The 15,613-nt window shown below is 51.5% G+C and carries 16 protein-coding genes and 1 pseudogene; 15 read left to right on the forward strand and 2 right to left on the reverse strand.

Going from position 1 to position 15,613, the window contains the following annotated elements; translation table 11 throughout:
- The first annotated feature begins 221 nt into the window (after nucleotides 1-221).
- A complete protein-coding gene (locus KNP99_RS05480) occupies nucleotides 222-1,001 on the forward strand; it encodes a hypothetical protein (protein ID WP_215193088.1) in 780 nt (259 codons plus the stop codon).
- 39 nt (nucleotides 1,002-1,040) lie between these two features.
- Here KNP99_RS05480 and hisJ read toward each other — a convergent pair whose 3' ends face one another.
- Nucleotides 1,041-1,835 carry a histidinol-phosphatase HisJ gene (hisJ, locus tag KNP99_RS05485; RefSeq protein WP_215193089.1) on the reverse strand — a complete coding sequence of 265 codons (795 nt, stop codon included), beginning with the start codon at nucleotides 1,833-1,835 and terminating at the stop codon, nucleotides 1,041-1,043.
- Nucleotides 1,836-1,966: 131 nt separating this feature from the next.
- Between hisJ and KNP99_RS05490 the strand changes: the two genes are divergently transcribed.
- The 13 genes and pseudogenes from KNP99_RS05490 to KNP99_RS05550 all read left to right on the forward strand — a co-directional run bounded on the left by KNP99_RS05490 (nucleotide 1,967) and on the right by KNP99_RS05550 (nucleotide 12,212).
- The gene (locus tag KNP99_RS05490; protein WP_214768821.1) at nucleotides 1,967-2,788 is read left to right on the forward strand and encodes an ATP phosphoribosyltransferase regulatory subunit; all 822 of its coding nucleotides are present in this window, start codon (nucleotides 1,967-1,969) and stop codon (nucleotides 2,786-2,788) included.
- On the forward strand, nucleotides 2,789-3,397 hold the full coding sequence (gene hisG / locus KNP99_RS05495; protein ID WP_029331313.1) for an ATP phosphoribosyltransferase: 609 nt from the start codon (nucleotides 2,789-2,791) through the stop codon (nucleotides 3,395-3,397). It abuts the gene before it with no gap.
- Complete coding sequence (hisD, locus tag KNP99_RS05500; RefSeq protein WP_214766880.1) at nucleotides 3,397-4,614, forward strand: histidinol dehydrogenase; 1,218 nt, start codon at nucleotides 3,397-3,399, stop codon at nucleotides 4,612-4,614. The genes hisG and hisD overlap by 1 nt, the downstream gene beginning before the upstream one ends.
- Nucleotides 4,614-5,585, forward strand: a complete 972-nt coding sequence (locus tag KNP99_RS05505) for a pyridoxal phosphate-dependent aminotransferase (protein ID WP_215193090.1) — start codon at nucleotides 4,614-4,616, stop codon at nucleotides 5,583-5,585. Before hisD ends, KNP99_RS05505 begins: the two co-directional genes overlap by 1 nt.
- Nucleotides 5,558-6,139, forward strand: coding sequence for an imidazoleglycerol-phosphate dehydratase HisB (gene hisB / locus KNP99_RS05510; protein ID WP_088837717.1), 582 nt, complete (start codon nucleotides 5,558-5,560; stop codon nucleotides 6,137-6,139). The genes KNP99_RS05505 and hisB overlap by 28 nt, the downstream gene beginning before the upstream one ends.
- Nucleotides 6,136-6,723: an imidazole glycerol phosphate synthase subunit HisH gene (gene hisH / locus KNP99_RS05515; RefSeq protein WP_215193091.1), complete on the forward strand. Its 588-nt coding sequence runs from the start codon at nucleotides 6,136-6,138 to the stop codon at nucleotides 6,721-6,723. The genes hisB and hisH overlap by 4 nt, the downstream gene beginning before the upstream one ends.
- Nucleotides 6,696-7,400, forward strand: a complete 705-nt coding sequence (gene hisA, locus KNP99_RS05520; RefSeq protein ID WP_215193092.1) for a 1-(5-phosphoribosyl)-5-[(5-phosphoribosylamino)methylideneamino]imidazole-4-carboxamide isomerase — start codon at nucleotides 6,696-6,698, stop codon at nucleotides 7,398-7,400. The genes hisH and hisA overlap by 28 nt, the downstream gene beginning before the upstream one ends.
- On the forward strand, nucleotides 7,394-8,143 hold the full coding sequence (gene hisF / locus KNP99_RS05525) for an imidazole glycerol phosphate synthase subunit HisF (RefSeq protein ID WP_029331307.1): 750 nt from the start codon (nucleotides 7,394-7,396) through the stop codon (nucleotides 8,141-8,143). Before hisA ends, hisF begins: the two co-directional genes overlap by 7 nt.
- A pseudogene (gene hisIE / locus KNP99_RS15555) lies at nucleotides 8,140-8,755 on the forward strand (bifunctional phosphoribosyl-AMP cyclohydrolase/phosphoribosyl-ATP diphosphatase HisIE). Before hisF ends, hisIE begins: the two are co-directional and overlap by 4 nt.
- 201 nt (nucleotides 8,756-8,956) lie before the next feature.
- Nucleotides 8,957-9,640: a PAQR family membrane homeostasis protein TrhA gene (gene trhA / locus KNP99_RS05535; protein WP_214892826.1), complete on the forward strand. Its 684-nt coding sequence runs from the start codon at nucleotides 8,957-8,959 to the stop codon at nucleotides 9,638-9,640.
- Nucleotides 9,637-10,311, forward strand: coding sequence for a TVP38/TMEM64 family protein (locus KNP99_RS05540; protein WP_088837713.1), 675 nt, complete (start codon nucleotides 9,637-9,639; stop codon nucleotides 10,309-10,311). Before trhA ends, KNP99_RS05540 begins: the two co-directional genes overlap by 4 nt.
- Before the next feature lie 84 nt (nucleotides 10,312-10,395).
- Nucleotides 10,396-11,313, forward strand: a complete 918-nt coding sequence (locus KNP99_RS05545) for a proline dehydrogenase family protein (protein ID WP_029331301.1) — start codon at nucleotides 10,396-10,398, stop codon at nucleotides 11,311-11,313.
- Between the two features lie 77 nt (nucleotides 11,314-11,390).
- On the forward strand, nucleotides 11,391-12,212 hold the full coding sequence (locus KNP99_RS05550; protein ID WP_215193093.1) for a DUF2785 domain-containing protein: 822 nt from the start codon (nucleotides 11,391-11,393) through the stop codon (nucleotides 12,210-12,212).
- A gap of 157 nt (nucleotides 12,213-12,369) precedes the next feature.
- Here the strand turns inward: KNP99_RS05550 and KNP99_RS05555 are convergent, their stop codons facing one another.
- Entirely contained in the window at nucleotides 12,370-13,005 is a 636-nt protein-coding gene (locus KNP99_RS05555) for a class I SAM-dependent methyltransferase (protein WP_215193094.1), read from the reverse strand.
- Between the two features lie 186 nt (nucleotides 13,006-13,191).
- Here KNP99_RS05555 and KNP99_RS05560 point away from each other — a divergent pair, with 186 nt between their 5' ends.
- Complete coding sequence (locus KNP99_RS05560; RefSeq protein ID WP_215193095.1) at nucleotides 13,192-15,609, forward strand: 3-hydroxyacyl-CoA dehydrogenase/enoyl-CoA hydratase family protein; 2,418 nt, start codon at nucleotides 13,192-13,194, stop codon at nucleotides 15,607-15,609.
- Nucleotides 15,610-15,613 lie beyond the last annotated feature (4 nt).

A 15,613-nucleotide genomic window follows, 5' to 3' on the forward strand; every position in this document is an offset into this window, starting at 1 on the left:
TGTGAAAAAGATTAGTCCTCTTCTTAAAGTGAAGAAACGGCTAATCTTTTTTTTAGTAGGACTGATCCATTCATTACATACATGATTGATTGGTCAGAATTTCTGAGCAATTTTTTAGTGTAAGAAAACCCGAATTCCCTTATTTTTGTAAATTAAATGCCAAACGTTGTTGTGAACTGTGCGATACTAAACCCATGACAAATCTTGCGAAGGAGAGACACATGCGATTTAAACGATTTGATTTGATCAGCACACTGCTTCTTGCGACTATCTTGACCGGTTGTGCGGAACCGGAACAATTTCTCCCCTCGAGTCATCAAGAAATGAAATGGATCGATGATACCACGGCGGATGGGGGAACGACATCAGATGCCATCGTGAAGAGGATTAAGGTTGAGGCATTTCCGCAAGATGCGACTACTTTTGAAGAGGGTGTTCGCCGCCACCTGAAATTTCAATTCAATGACGGGACGTTGGCGCATCCGACAGCGAGCGATTTATGGAGCAGTGCCGTCGTCGGGGACCATGCCACGGCGACACTCCATTATCCGAAAGGGGCAAATCGCCTTGCCGTCCTGACGTATCAACGACAAGCAGAGACTTGGATTTTAATAGACATCCTGTTTGAAGACATCAAACCGATAAAAGCTACCAGTGCGGCGAACGGTCTGAAACTGCCGTTCTCGACATTTCAAGCGATTGAGAGTAGTACAATCTCTAATCAAGATTCCAGGATGACGTGGCTCTTTCATACGAAAACTGATGCTGTAGTGATCACGGTCCTCCCGAAGCAGGACGTTGCTGCGTCTGACTGGAAGACAATCACACTTGCTGACGGCCGAACGGCTTATATGCAGGAGAACAACCAAAGGGCTAACCTGTATTATGCGGACGACAATCAACTCGTCCTCTTATCGGGCAATCTGTCGCTTTCGCAACTGCAACAGTTAGCGGTGACGATTGCGCCTGTCAGCTCAGACAGTTTCCCTTACCCGATGTAATGCTAAAACCCGGACGCCAGGCGGCATCCGGGTTTTTTGTTACCATTTAAAATCAAAATCAGCCCCGACATCTTTCGCGAGGTGGGCATCCGATCCGTAAACGAGAGGAATCGATAAAGACTGCGTGACTTGCAGGAGTTCCGGGTAAGGATAGGAAAGACCACATAACGGCTTACGGAGTCCTGCTGTGTTGACGTCGAGCGTGAAGTCCGCCTGACGGATTTTCCGTAACGTATCGTCAAGGTTCACCGGGTTTGACTCGAGCGGATAGGCTTGGATGAACTTCGTCGGCAACGTCAGGTGACCGAGGCGCTTCGGTTGGTGTTTCCCTAAGTCTGTCATGACGAGTGCCTGGATGCCTTCGTAGTAGCGCTCGTGGGCGGCTGTGACGCTGCCGAGTGTCGTGACGATCTCACCAAAACTTTCTTTACTGAAGTCGACTCCGTAATAACGGTCCTCGATCCAGAGGTAATGCAGCGATAGGATGCCGTCCGTCAGCTCGGGACCGTAGCGGGCGATGATGTCACGCGTCCCGTTGACGTCATGCTCCCAGTAATCAAACTCCATCCCGATCCGGATCTCGATATCGTTTTTATAATTCTCGCGTAACGTCTTCAGTTCCTCGATGTAGCGTTCTGCCGTCGCAAACGACATCCCGGAGTCGTTATCGGGTGCCGGGTCGGTGAGTCCTTCCGGCAACGGGGCGTGCTCGGTGAAGCTGATTCGTTCGAGCCCTTGTAACAGGGCGCGTTCGATATAGGCTTCGAGCGGATCCTTCGTTCCATGCGGACAATACGGGCTGTGGACGTGACCGTCCCATTTCATTAAGTGCATGACAAAACCTCCGATATGTTTTTTTTAGTAGTAAAACAGGCAAAAGGATTGACAATCGGACCACAAAAAAGGTATCTTATCGTTAAATAATTTAGCGTGGTACAGTGATAATAAGATAAAGGAGTGGCGACATGCAATCATTTTCTACGATTCGACTCAAGGACGGGGCGACAGACTATGTCGGACCGTCAGCAGAACGTCTGCAACGGGTCATCCGTCAGCTTGAGGATGGACTCGAACAATCTAACTATACCCGATTAATCACACCTTTAATTGAAGAAATCGGTGGACGGGAACAAATTCGGATGGACTTTACGACAAGTGTCGCCCGCGCCCTCAGTGAGCGTGGCCGTGAACAATATAAGCGTGTCTTTTACAGCGGTTCGGTCTTTCAGCCGGAAGAGAAGTTCCAAGTCGGGTTCGAGGAACGGGGCGAAATCGCAGCCGTCGAAGCGATTCAGCTGGCCGTCCGCTTGATTGAAGAATTGACGGGCAAAGCAGTCACGTTATCGATTGGCGACGCCGGACTGATTGAACATTTGATTGAGACACGGGTCGGTGATCACCACTTGCGTGACCAAGTGACGCAAATGCTACGGTTGCGGAACGTGATTGAACTGAAACAAATCGCCCGCGAACTCGATGATGAATTGCTGGCAAAACTGCCATTGTTATTCGGACGTGAAGGCGCAGAAAAAATCTTACCGTTCGTCGATGAAACACGGTTGAACGCCGTCCTTGATTTAGCGGACGCCGTCAATGCCGATCTCGACTTCGGACAGATGGGCTTACAGACCTATTATGACGGCGTGACGATTCACGGCTTCATCGATGGTGTGACGGAGCCGGTCTTAGTCGGCGGTCGTTACGACCGGTTATATGAACAGTTTGGTCAACAACAACAGGCGTTCGGCATCGGATTTTCGGTCGAACGGCTTGCGGAGGTGCTGTAAATGCGAATCGGAATCACGAAGGGACGCCTGTCGAAAGCGACCGAGCGTTACTTAAAAGAAGCGGGCGTCGAGACATGGGGCGCGATTGAACGTGAATTGATCGTCAAACGGGGCGAGCATGAATTCGTCTTCATGAAAGGGTCGGACTTAATACCGTACGTTGCCCAGGGCGTCCTTGACGTCGCGATTACAGGCAGTGACATCTTACTTGAGTCGGATCAAGAGTTATCGGAACTGACGGAGTTACCGTTCGGCGTCTGCCGGATGTCGGTCTGTGCGAAAGAGCCGCTCCAGTTCGAAGGCGGACGCCGGGTCCGGATCGCAACGAAGTATCCGGTCATCGCAAAACGCTACTTCAGTGAACTCGGCGTCGACGTCGATATCGTCCCGCTGAACGGATCGGTCGAATTGGCACCGCTCCTCGGACTCGCCGATGCAATCGTCGATATCGTCGAGACGGGCGAGACGTTACGGGCGAACGGACTGAACGAATATGAAAAAATCATCGACATCAGTGCCCGGTTCTTTACGAGTGAATGGACACTGAAACGCAAGCGGGTCGAAGTGATTCAATTACTGGAACAGCTGACAGAAGGAGTGACACGGTAATGGCAACGACAAAAAACTTCAGCGTCGACCGTGAGACGGAACAAGCCGTCCGGGCGATCCTTGAAACGGTCGCAAACGATGGCGACGCAGCAGTCCGCCGCTATACAGCACAGTTCGACAACATCGAGCTGACGGATTTGCGATTAGACGAAACACGGATTCAACAAGCATTCGAGCAAGCGGACACTAATTTAATCGACTCGCTCAAATTGATGGCGACACGCCTCGTCGAGTGGCACGAACAAGAGTTACCGTCCGACATCGAACTCGTCGAAGCGGATGTTACACGGCGGCAACGGTTCCTGCCTGTCGATTCAGTCGGAATCTATGTCCCGGGTGGCGCGGCAAGTTATCCGTCGACCGTCCTGATGAATGCGATTCCAGCAAAAGTTGCCGGTGTCGAACGAATCGTCATGGTGACACCCGTGACAGGACTGACGGATGAAGTCTTGGTCGCGGCTCAAATCGCCGGTGTGACGGAAATCTATACGATCGGTGGTGCGCAAGCCGTCGCCGCATTGACATTCGGAACGGAAACGATTGGTGCCGTCGACTTGATTGTCGGGCCGGGGAACCGGTTTGTCGCGGAAGCGAAACGGCAAGTCTACGGGATCGTCGGGATTGATTCCGTTGCCGGACCATCAGAAGTCGTCGTCATCGCGGATGAGACGGCGCACCCGGACCGGATTGCCGCTGATTTACTTGCCCAGGCAGAACACGACCGGGACGCGGTCGCGATCGCCTTCGTCCCGACGGAAGCGATGAAAGCAGACGTCGATGCCAACATCGAAACACGCCTGCAACAGTTACCGCGTCAGGAAATTGCACGCCGGGCGATGGAAAACGGCGGGGTCTTCGTCGCCTCGCTCGAGCAAGCGATCGAGGAAGCGAACCGCCTAGCAGCAGAACACTTGGAACTCGCCGTCGCCAATCCGCAGGACGTCGTCAAATCGATTCGTCATGCCGGGATGATTTTCCTCGGTCACGAAACGCCGGAGACGCTCGGTGATTACGTCGCCGGAACGAACCACGTCTTACCGACGTCAGGGACGGCACGCTTCGCGTCCGGCTTATCTGCCCGAACGTTCCTGCGTCACCAGACGATGCTCGAAGCGACACGAGAAGGTGTCCAGCGTCTTGCCAATGCCGCGAAGACCGTTGCCCGGGTCGAAGGACTCGAAGCACACGCACAAGCGATAGAAGTGAGGGAAAACTGATGCGACTCCACCAAAATGAACGCTTTACTGCTCATAGTACAGTCGGAATCGAGACGATTAAACAACTCGTCGAGACGTTTCCGTTAAACGAATATCCGGTCGAAATCATCGACCAAGTCAAAACGTCTTACAGCACCTATGCCGGTGTCCGCCCGACACAACTCGTGGCCGGGAATGGCTCCGATGAACTGATCGGTTACCTTTGTGCCCGCTACGCTGGTCCAGAGTCACCGGTCATCGCGTCACAACCGGACTTCGTCATGTATCAGTTTTATGCCGACCGCGCGCGGGCCGACTTCAGCAAAGTCCCGCTCCTCGACGGGATGGCACTCGACGTCGATGCCTTGATTGCGGCACCGGGGAACATCATCTTCATCAGTCACCCGCACAATCCGTCGGGGATTTTACGAAAAGAAGCCGACGTGCGCCGGTTACTCGACAGCGGCAAATACGTTGTCATCGATGAAGCGTATATCGACTTCGCCCTCGAGCAGTCGATGGTCGGCTTACTCGAGGAGTATCCGAACGCCATCATCCTCCGGACCTTATCAAAAGCGTTCGGACTTGCGTCCCTGCGCCTTGGCTTCCTGATCGCCAGTGAAGCGATTGTTGCGGAAGTCGAACAAATCAAGTCGCCGTATAATGTATCCGGCCTTTCGGCAGCCGTCGGGATCGCCATCATGGCCGAACCGGAGCTTGATCTTGTCTTAGCGGAAACGTATGCGAGCCGGGACACGATTGCCCGTCTCGTCGAGCCGCTCGGAACAACCTATCCGAGTGCCGCGAATTTCGTTTATGTCGAATATGATGAAGCGGAACGTTTTACTGAACGGTGCGCCAAAGCCGGACTGCGGATCCGCCTGTTTGACGGAGCGTTCCGGATCAGTTGTGGTTCGGTTGAAGCAATGAACGTATTAGAAAGATGTGTAGAGGAGGAAATGCAATGCGTCGTGGGACAAGCGAACGAGTAAGTTCAGAATCAGAAATCAAGGTTGCGGTCGACCTCGCGGGAGGCCCGGTCGAGATCAAAACAGGCGTCGGCTTCTTTGATCACATGTTGACGTTATTCGCTTTTCAAGCGCGGATCGGACTCGTCATCGAAGCAAAAGGCGATCTTTGGATCGATGCCCACCATACGGTCGAAGATACAGCGATCGTCCTCGGGGCTGCCTTGACGGAAGCACTCGGTGACAAGGCCGGGATTGAACGCTACGGCGAATCGCGTGTACCGATGGATGAGACACTCGCCTCCGTCGTTCTCGACTTCAGTGGACGTCCCTATACGGTCTTCCGTGCTGAATTCAAAAATCCGAAGCTCGGGGATTTCGATACGGAACTCGCGGAAGAGTTTTTCCAAGGTCTGTCGCGGAGTGCACGGATGACGATTCATGCCGAGGTCCTCTACGGCTCGAACACGCACCACATGATTGAAGGTTTGTTCAAAGCACTCGGACGGGCAGTTCGCCAAGCGATCGCCGTGACGAGTGAAGGCGTGCCCTCGACGAAAGGACTGATTGATCAATGATCGCAATCGTAGATTATGGCGTCGGGAATATCGCGAACATCGAACGGGCGTTAAAAGAACTCGGGGAAGCGGTCATCGTCACGAGTGACATCGAACTGCTCGAACAGGCGGAAGCACTCGTCTTGCCCGGCGTCGGTGCCTATGCCCCGGCGATGGCCCGGTTAAAAGAGACCGGCTTGATTGACTTCTTGCAGGACCAAGCGACGAAAAAACCGTTCCTCGGGATTTGTCTCGGGATGCAGTTATTGTTTGAATCGAGTGACGAAAACGGTCGGACGCAGGGACTGGGCATCTTACCGGGAACGATCGAGAAGTTACCGGAAACGGTCCGTTTACCCCATATGGGCTGGCACGAACTGACGAATCACGGCGAAGCTGTCTATTTCGTCCACTCGTACGGTGCCGTCTGCGAACCGGACTGGATTATCGATTCCGTCGAATACGGTCGACTCGTCCCGGCAATCGTCCAAAAGGACTTAGTGACGGGGATGCAGTTCCACCCGGAGAAGAGTGGCGAAGTCGGACTGAAATTACTTAAGGAATGGAGAGAGACGACATGCAACTCTACCCAGCAATCGATTTAATGAGCGGACAAGCCGTCCGCCTCAAGCAAGGTGATTTTCAACAACAAACGTTTTTCGGGGATGCGCTGACCATCGCAAAACGGTTTAAGGACGACGGTGCGACAGCAATTCACCTGATTGACTTAGATGGCGCGAAAGCGGGCGAACCGTTGCACTTGAGCCTGATCGCCGACATAAAAAAAGAGACGGGGTTGTTCGTGGAAGCAGGCGGCGGTGTCCGCAACATCGAGACGGTCGAAGCCTACGTCGGTGCCGGGATTGACCGAATCTTGATCGGGACGGTCGCCCTCGAGGACGAAGCCTTGCTCGAACAGATGATTGAGAAAGCCGGCGACAAATTAGCGGTTGCCCTGGATGCGAAAAACGGTATCGTCCAGACACGCGGCTGGCTCGAAGCAAGTGATTGGACGCTCGAACGGGCGATCGAACACTTGATTCAAAAAGGCATCAAGACGTTTTTATATACCGACATCTCGCGCGACGGGATGATGCAGGGACCGGATGTCGACGGACTCGATCGCTTGAAACGGGACGGCGTTGAACTGATTGCCTCCGGTGGCGTGACGACGGTCGAAGATGTCGCCCGCTTGAAAGAAATCGGGATGGACGGCGCCGTCATCGGCCGTGCCTTACTCGACGGGTCGCTCTCGTTGAAAGAGGTGCTGACCATATGTTGATGAAGCGAATCATTCCCTGCCTCGACGTCAAGGAAGGGCGTGTCGTCAAAGGTGTCAAGTTCCAAAACTTACGTGACCTCGGCGATCCCGTCGCCGTCGCGAAGTACTACTATGAACAAGGGGCGGACGAACTCGTCTTGCTTGATATCTCGGCGACACAAGAAGGACGGGAGACGATGCTCGATATCGTCGAGCGGGTCGCTGAAGTCATCTACATGCCGTTTACGGTCGGCGGCGGGATCAAGACACTCGAGGACGCGAAACGCCTGATACGAGCTGGTGCCGATAAAGTCTCTCTCAATTCGTCCGCTCTGCAGAATCCGCAACTTGTCCATGACGTCAGTCAGTTGTTTGGTGTCCAGGCGACGGTCGTCGCGATCGACGCCAAACGGACGGGCGACTCGTGGGGGGTCTTCTCACACGGCGGGACACAAGCTGTCGGTCGGGACGTCATCGAGTGGGCGCAGGAAGTTGTTGCGCTCGGCGCTGGTGAGTTACTCGTCACATCGATGGACGCGGACGGGACGAAGGACGGCTATGACCTGGAACTGATTCAACGGTTACGCGACGTCGTCAACGTACCGATCATTGCGTCCGGCGGTGTCGGGACACTTGAGCATTTAGCCGAGGGTCTCGAAGCAGGTGCCGACGCTGCACTTGCCGCTTCGATTTTCCACGAAGCGACGTATTCGATGCCGGAGACGAAGGACTACTTGAAGGCGAGAGGAGTCGACGTCCGATGATCGAACTGAATTTTTCAAAAGGACTCGTTGCGGCGGTGATTTTAGACGAAACGACGAACGATGTCTTGATGGTCGGGTTCATGGATCAGGCCGCTTACGACAAAACGCTTGCGACTGGACTCGTCACGTTCTTCTCACGGACGAAGAACCGGCTCTGGACGAAGGGGGAGACAAGTGGACATACGCTTGAGCTCCGTCGCATGTGGATCGACTGTGATCAGGACAGTCTGTTGATCACGGTCAAAGCGAATGGTCCGACGTGCCACACCGGCAACCGGACATGTTTCTATACAGAAGTGGAGGTGCCCCATGCTACATGAATTGGAACAGACAGTAAAAGATAAAATCGCAGCGAATGAGGACTCTTCGTACACGAACTATCTCGTCCAGTCTGGACGCGAGAAAATCGCGAAGAAGTTCGGGGAAGAAGCATTCGAGGTCGTCCTCGCAGGCGACGATACACTCGCGGAAGAAACGGCAGACCTGTTGTACCATTTGACGGTCTTGCTTGCTGACCGCGGTGTCTCGTATAAAGAAGTCGAAGCCGTGCTGAACGAACGGCACGGTACGAAATCGACGTTCAAAGATCGTCCGGATATCGAACGGTGGTAAATCCGAAATCCACATTCCTTTACGGGAAGTGGATTTTTTTGATGAAAAATCGGGAATAGGTTACAGTGCCCAGGACGTCATCAAATTGACAGAATGTTTTAATAGGCAGTCTTGCTGTTCAGGCGTATAATCAAGGGCATAGTCCGTCTTGTTTAGAAAGTAGGTGTTCGTTTGATTACAAAAAAAGAAATCACGAAAACGATTAAGGAACAGTCCAAAGAAACGCTCGAGGAGTTACTCGCCAAAGGGGATTCCTTGAAAGAAGAAATCGCCAGTGCGATTACGCACGGTCTTGGTGTCATCTTCAGTATCGTGGCACTCGTGTTGCTCGTGTTACAGGCGACGAAATCCGGTAGTGCATGGAACATCACGGCGGTCAGCATCTTTGGCGCGACGATGATTTTACTTTATCTGTTCTCGACATTGATGCATTCGCTGATGCATACGAAGGCGAACAAAGTCCTGCAAATTCTCGATCACGCAGGCATCTATCTCTTGATTGCAGGGAGTTACACACCGTTCGCGTTGATTACGTTACGCGGACCACTCGGTTGGACGTTGCTCGGCATCGTCTGGGGCGTCGGGACGCTCGGGATGATTTGGAAACTCTATTCGACGGGGAAACACGTCTGGATTTCGAACGTTTCTTATTTAGTGCTCGGCTGGTGTTGTCTCTTCGCCATTAAACCGATCTATGAAGCACTTGGTTTACAAGGGTTCTTGTTACTACTCGGCGGTGGACTCGCGTACTCACTCGGCGTCATCTTTTACGTTTGGGCTCGTTTGCCGTACAATCATGCGATTTGGCATCTGTTTGTTCTCGCAGGAAGTGTCTTGATTTTCCTCTCGATTTTCTATTACGTGGCACCGGCACCGATGTCATGAAGAAACTTCGCTTGCGGGACTGGCTTCCCTTTTCACTTTATTTATTGTTCGGACTCGGATTGCTCCTTTATTTCCGCTTGTCGGGGATGATGGAGCAATTTGATTTAGAGGCGTTGTCGAACTGGATTCTCGCGCAAGGCTTTCCCGGTATGCTGCTCTATGTCCTCGCTTATACAATCCGTCCACTCGTCTTTTTCCCGGCGAGCTTACTGACGATGTTCGGCGGTTATACCTATGGTCCGTGGCTCGGCACGTTACTTGACGTCATCGGCGCGGGAACAGGCAGTTTACTCAGTTTTTGGATTGCCCGCCTGCTCGGACGGCGCGCTGTCGAGAAAATCATTGGGACCGGTAAGCTGACGGTATTCGACGACCGGATTGCTTCGAACGGTTTTACAGTCGTGTTGCTCGTCCGCTTGATTCCATTGTTTCCATTTGATGCAATCAGTTATGCGTCCGGTCTATCAAAAATTAAATTTAAGCAGTTTGCACTTGCAAGTTATCTCGGTATCATTCCTGGGGCGTTCGTTTACAACAACATCGGGGCGAGTCTGCGCGATCCATTTTCGTGGCAATTTTTCTTAGCTGTCTTTTTATACGTATTGTTTTTTGCAGTTGGTTTTTTTGCACAACGATCTTTACGAAAAAAACAAAAGAGAGAGCATATGTAAGCGCTTTATGTCATAATATGAGTGCAGTGATGTGAACCGATACGGTAAAACAGCCTAGCATTTATTTAGGGGGAATAATGAGTGATGGAACGAGTACTACGGGATGGTTTTATCTTCTTATCGCAGAATAAGACATTGAATGGATTAGCGAAACGATATGGTCTGAAGTTTGGGGCTGGTCGCTTCGTGGCGGGGGATTCACTCGAAGCATCGAAACGGGCGATTCAAGATTTGAATGCAAAAGGATTATGTGTGACGATGGATCACCTCGGTGAGTTCATCTCGACTGGAGCCGAAGCGGAGATGATGACGCAAGAGTGTATCCGCGCCGTCGAAATGATTGCGGAAGAGAAATTAGACTCGCAACTTTCACTAAAGTTAACGTCACTTGGCCTTGATATTTCAGATCAATTAATTCGATCGAACATGGAACGGATTTTGACACGGGCGAAAGAGCTCGGCGTATTCGTCACCATCGACATGGAAGATGAACCACGTTGTGAAAAAACGATTCAATTGTTTGAAGAGTTGCGTCAGTCGTTTGATAACATTGGTACCGTCATTCAGTCTTACCTCTATCGTTCAGAAGACGACATCAAACGGGTCGGACGGTTTGAAACGAACCTCCGCATCGTCAAAGGCGCATACAAGGAGCCGGCGACGGTCGCCTTCCCGGAAAAAGAAGATGTCGACCACAACTACATCAAACTCGTAAAACTTCAATTGTCACTCGGAAATTATGCTGCGGTCGCGACGCATGACGACGCGATGATTGAACAAATCATTCGCTACGCGAAGGAAAATGGAATCGGAAATGATAAGTTCGAATTCCAGATGCTGTACGGCATCCGCGTCGAACGTCAGCTTGAGCTCGTGAAGCTCGGTTATAAAGTCCGTGTCTACGTCCCGTATGGCCGTGACTGGTACGGTTACTTCATGCGCCGTTTAGCAGAACGTCCGGCAAACGTCGCGTTCGTCCTTAAAGGAATGGTCAAAGGGTAATCGAAAAATAGGGATGGAGCTGTCATGGCTTCATCCCTTTTGTTGTGTATAATCGTAAAAAATAGGGGGAATCCTTCATGTATCTAACAGAAGACCAACTGAAAGACCACTTGCAACAAGTAGACCTTGAAATCTCGGAAGTACTACTCGAACAGATGCTCCATCACATCGGAAGTCTCGATCCGGTCCTTCGGGATGAACTGATCTATTCGCGATTAGCCGAATGGATCATGTCGGAAAAGTTCACCGGATCGTCGGCTGAACGGATCGCGTCGTTTGTTTTTAGTCAGGATGGATTGTTTTATCATCTAGCGCAGACAGATGAAACGGCGGTTTTCAGACGTTCTTTTTCAGCGCTTATTCTTGCCGTGCTTTTAGAGAAGGATGCAACAGTCCATGTATTAGCTGAAAGTGTTTACGATGACATCTCGAGTCAGTTGCTCAGATATCTCAACATGGAGGATGATTTCCGAGGATTTGTCCCGACTTATGGATGGGCACATAGTGTGGCACATATTGCCGACGTCTATGATGCTTGGTTCAAGCATCCCCGGTGTCAGATCAGAAATGAGCAAGCGGCAATAGCCCGATTCATCGAGATTTTGATGACGCCGGATTATGTTTTCGTCGATGAAGAACAGGAACGTGTCATCACGGCTTGGTTGGCAGCGAGAGAACGAGGTGTTGAAGATGACGTGTTGCTGACAATGCTTGAGAGACCGATCGAAGGATGGCTTGATTTACCGGTGACGTGGGGTGATGCTCAATTCAATGTTCTCCGGAATACAAAACAATTACTACGGACACTGTACTTTCGGGTGAAATGGCAAGACAAGACATCTACGCTCCCTGAACAGATCGAACACTTGCTGTTTCAAATCCATCAACGGTATCAGTAAAAATAAACAGACGTGTCCACTCGACTTCTACGGGAAAAGGAAGCGTAGCTTCCGTCAGGGACAGGCAAGACCCGATCATCGGATAGATGGCAGCTAGCTTGCGTCCCGCCCGAGAAAAGCGGGTGGACATACGTCTGTTATAGAGACCCGATTTTCTTTAATTTCGTGTCCGAAACGCAAACAAACACGAGAAAGCATGTGCTTGATCAAGTAGCCGGTGACCGGTCAACACAGCCCCTTCTTTTTGAATGACCGCTTCGTCAAGCAATGTCCAGCCGCGTTCTTCTGCCAGTTGCGTCAGTTCCCACGGCATCATCGTATTGCCCATCGGTGCATCTTCCCCGTACAGCCGACGATAGGCTAAAGCCCGTGGTGTTGCTGTCGGTCCGAGCAGACTGATGACGACAATTGGTGCAACCCGCTCGATTTCCTGAAGGACTGCGAGCGGACGCGTCGACCACTCGAGTGAGTTGACGGCGAGGACGGCGTCAAACGCATCATCTACAAACGGTAACGCTTCACCGGTGCCGACGACGAAGTCGAGGGTCGGTGATTTGTCACGGGCAATCCGAATCATTTCCTCCGATAAATCAAGTCCCGTCATGTCAAAAGAATCCGCCAGCAGTCGACAGGCTGCCCCGTCGCCACATCCTAAATCAAGCATCTTGCCAGCGGTGATGACCGACTTTAGGAAAGGGATGATCGTTTTACGACTCCCTTGTGTCCACATCATTTCCGAGCGTTCCGCCCAGTCCGTTGCCTTCTGATCCCACAGCTGTTCCGTCTGTTTCATGACATCTCCCCCTTGTTTCTTTTAGTCTAACAGGAAAATTTGACCAAAACGTGTTTTTTTATTGCTACTGAACCATTATTCATTTATGATGGAGAGGTAGAAGGAGCAGGGGAAAGATTGATGGGCTTCTTTTTTTGTCAGAATAATGAATGGTTGTTCATTCAATTACGAATCAGGGGGTATATCATGGCGAGTCAGATCGGTCAGCCGACCACACTTAAATTGACGAAACATATTCAATTCGCCGTCATCATCGGTTCAGGGGTCATGGGTGCAGGCATCGCGGCACACCTCGCGAATGCGGGAATTCGGACATTGATGCTTGATATCGTACCAAAAGAACTTACGGCACAGGAAGAAAAACAAGGACTTACGTTATCGGACTCGACCGTCCGAAACCGGATCGCACGGGAAAACCGTCAAAAGTTGCTGAAACAAAATCCAGCACCGCTCGCTTCAAAGTCGTTGATCGACTTAATCGAAGTCGGTAATCTCGAAGACGACCTCGAACGCTTGAAGGAAGCGGACTGGATCGTCGAAGTCGTCGTTGAACGTTTGGATGTCAAACAACAACTGTTCGCGACGATTGAACCGTTCCTCCGTGAAGATGCGATCGTCAGCTCGAATACGTCAGGGATTTCGATCGAAGCGATGCGTGAAGGACGCTCGGCATCATTTAATTCACGTTTCCTTGGCACACACTTCTTTAACCCACCACGTTACCTCAAGCTACTCGAATTGATTCCGACGACGGACACGAATCCGGAAGTCGTCCGCTTCATGAAACAGTTCGCGGAAGAGCGTCTTGGAAAAGGTGTCGTCATCGCGAAGGACACACCGAACTTCATCGGCAACCGGATCGGGACATATGGTCTGCTCGTGACGATGGAAGAGATGAAAAAAGGCGGTTATACGATCGGAGAAGTCGACTCCGTGACGGGACCATTACTCGGTCGTCCGAGCTCAGCGACATTCCGGACGCTTGACGTCGTCGGAATCGATACGTTCGTCCATGTAGCGAACAACGTCTATGACCTGTTACCGGAAGGTCCTGAAAAAGATACGTTTGAAGTTCCTGCAGAAATGAAACGACTCGTCGCAGAAGGATCGCTCGGTGCTAAATCAGGACAAGGTTTCTATAAGAAAGTCGGGAAACAAATCCTTGAACTTGATGTGAACTCATTTGAATACGTCGAAAAGAAAGCGCTTACTGAACCGTCGATCGGTCAGGCGAAAGCTCTTCCCGGTGCCAAAAATAAATTGAAAGCCGTTGTTTTTGCGAACGACCGTGTCGGTGCACTCCTCTGGCCGATCCATGCGAAGACACTGCTCTACTCGGCACAACTGACACATGAAATCGCGGATGACATCAAAGCAATCGATGAAGCGATGAAATGGGGCTTCGGTTGGAAGATGGGACCGTTCGAGACATGGGACGCACTCGGTGTTGAAAAGACCGTCGCAAAAATGAAGCAGGATGGTTACGACGTTCCGGCATGGGTCGACGAGATGCTTGCGTCAGGCAACACAAGTTTCTACAACGAAAATGGTCAGCATTATGATGCGACGAGCAAAACGTATGTCGGCAGCGAACAGAACCCGAAAGAAATCCGTTTACGTGACGTCCGCAAGTCAAGCGGCGTCTTGCTTGAGAACAACGGAGCCCGTTTACTCGATGTCGGAGATGACGTGGCCGTGCTTGAGTTTACGTCGAAAAGTAATGCAATCGGCGTCGACATCATGCAGATGATTGAACAATCGATTGACTTAGTCGAAAAAAATCACCGCGGACTCGTCATCGCAAACGACGGCAAAAACTTCTGTGTCGGTGCGAACCTCGCGATGATGCTGATGGAAGCAGAAGATGAAAACTGGTTCGAGCTGGACTGGATCATCAATAAATTCCAGCAATCGATTCAAAAGATTCGTTACGCGTCACGCCCGGTCGTCGCAGCACCACAAGGGATGACGCTCGGTGGCGGAACGGAGATTTCACTGCCGGCAGCCCGCTTGCAAGCAGGACTCGAAACTTACATGGGGCTCGTCGAAGTCGGTGTCGGCTTGATTCCAGGTGGTGGCGGAAACGTCAACACGTACCGTCGTTTACTTGAAAACACGCCGGACGGTTTAGTCAATCTCGAAAAAGCAGCACAAAAGACATTTGAAAACGTCGCGATGGCGAAAGTCTCGAAATCAGCGTTCGAAGCACGCGAACTCGGCTATGTCCGCTCTGTCGACCAGATTTCGATGAACCGGGATCACTTGACGTATGATGCGAAACAACTTGTCCTCGAGCTCGACCGGACAGGCTATACGCCACCTGCTAAATCCTTGATTCCAGTCGTCGGACGGACAGGGAAAGCGACGCTTGAGCTGGCAACACGGGAAATGTTCTATGGCGGTTATGTCTCGGAGCATGACTTGAAGATCGCGAACAAGTTAGCGCATGTCATCGCGGGCGGAAACGTTGCCTTCGGCACACACGTCGATGAGCAATACATGCTCGACCTTGAACGGGAAGCGTTCTTGAGCTTGATCGGTGAGATGAAAACACAACAACGGATGCAACATATGCTTGTCAAAGGCAAGCCGCTTCGTAACTGACTGG

The organism is Exiguobacterium sp. s95 (genome assembly GCF_018618655.1).
Classification (GTDB): Bacteria; Bacillota; Bacilli; order Exiguobacteriales; family Exiguobacteriaceae; genus Exiguobacterium_A; species Exiguobacterium_A oxidotolerans.

Excerpts from the sequence above, each read along its gene's own strand:
- KNP99_RS05560 (WP_215193095.1), top strand. The coding sequence starts at position 13,192 with ATGGCGAGTCAGATCGGTCAGCCGACCACACTTAAATTGACGAAACAT.
- hisD (WP_214766880.1), top strand. The coding sequence starts at position 3,397 with ATGGCAACGACAAAAAACTTCAGCGTCGACCGTGAGACGGAACAAGCC.
- KNP99_RS05490 (WP_214768821.1), top strand. The coding sequence starts at position 1,967 with ATGCAATCATTTTCTACGATTCGACTCAAGGACGGGGCGACAGACTAT.
- hisF (WP_029331307.1), top strand. The coding sequence starts at position 7,394 with ATGTTGATGAAGCGAATCATTCCCTGCCTCGACGTCAAGGAAGGGCGT.
- hisB (WP_088837717.1), top strand. The coding sequence starts at position 5,558 with ATGCGTCGTGGGACAAGCGAACGAGTAAGTTCAGAATCAGAAATCAAG.
- KNP99_RS05555 (WP_215193094.1), bottom strand. The coding sequence starts at position 13,005 with ATGAAACAGACGGAACAGCTGTGGGATCAGAAGGCAACGGACTGGGCG.
- hisG (WP_029331313.1), top strand. The coding sequence starts at position 2,789 with ATGCGAATCGGAATCACGAAGGGACGCCTGTCGAAAGCGACCGAGCGT.
- KNP99_RS05480 (WP_215193088.1), top strand. The coding sequence starts at position 222 with ATGCGATTTAAACGATTTGATTTGATCAGCACACTGCTTCTTGCGACT.
- hisJ (WP_215193089.1), bottom strand. The coding sequence starts at position 1,835 with ATGCACTTAATGAAATGGGACGGTCACGTCCACAGCCCGTATTGTCCG.
- KNP99_RS05505 (WP_215193090.1), top strand. The coding sequence starts at position 4,614 with ATGCGACTCCACCAAAATGAACGCTTTACTGCTCATAGTACAGTCGGA.
- KNP99_RS05545 (WP_029331301.1), top strand. The coding sequence starts at position 10,396 with ATGGAACGAGTACTACGGGATGGTTTTATCTTCTTATCGCAGAATAAG.
- hisA (WP_215193092.1), top strand. The coding sequence starts at position 6,696 with ATGCAACTCTACCCAGCAATCGATTTAATGAGCGGACAAGCCGTCCGC.
- KNP99_RS05540 (WP_088837713.1), top strand. The coding sequence starts at position 9,637 with ATGAAGAAACTTCGCTTGCGGGACTGGCTTCCCTTTTCACTTTATTTA.
- KNP99_RS05550 (WP_215193093.1), top strand. The coding sequence starts at position 11,391 with ATGTATCTAACAGAAGACCAACTGAAAGACCACTTGCAACAAGTAGAC.
- hisH (WP_215193091.1), top strand. The coding sequence starts at position 6,136 with ATGATCGCAATCGTAGATTATGGCGTCGGGAATATCGCGAACATCGAA.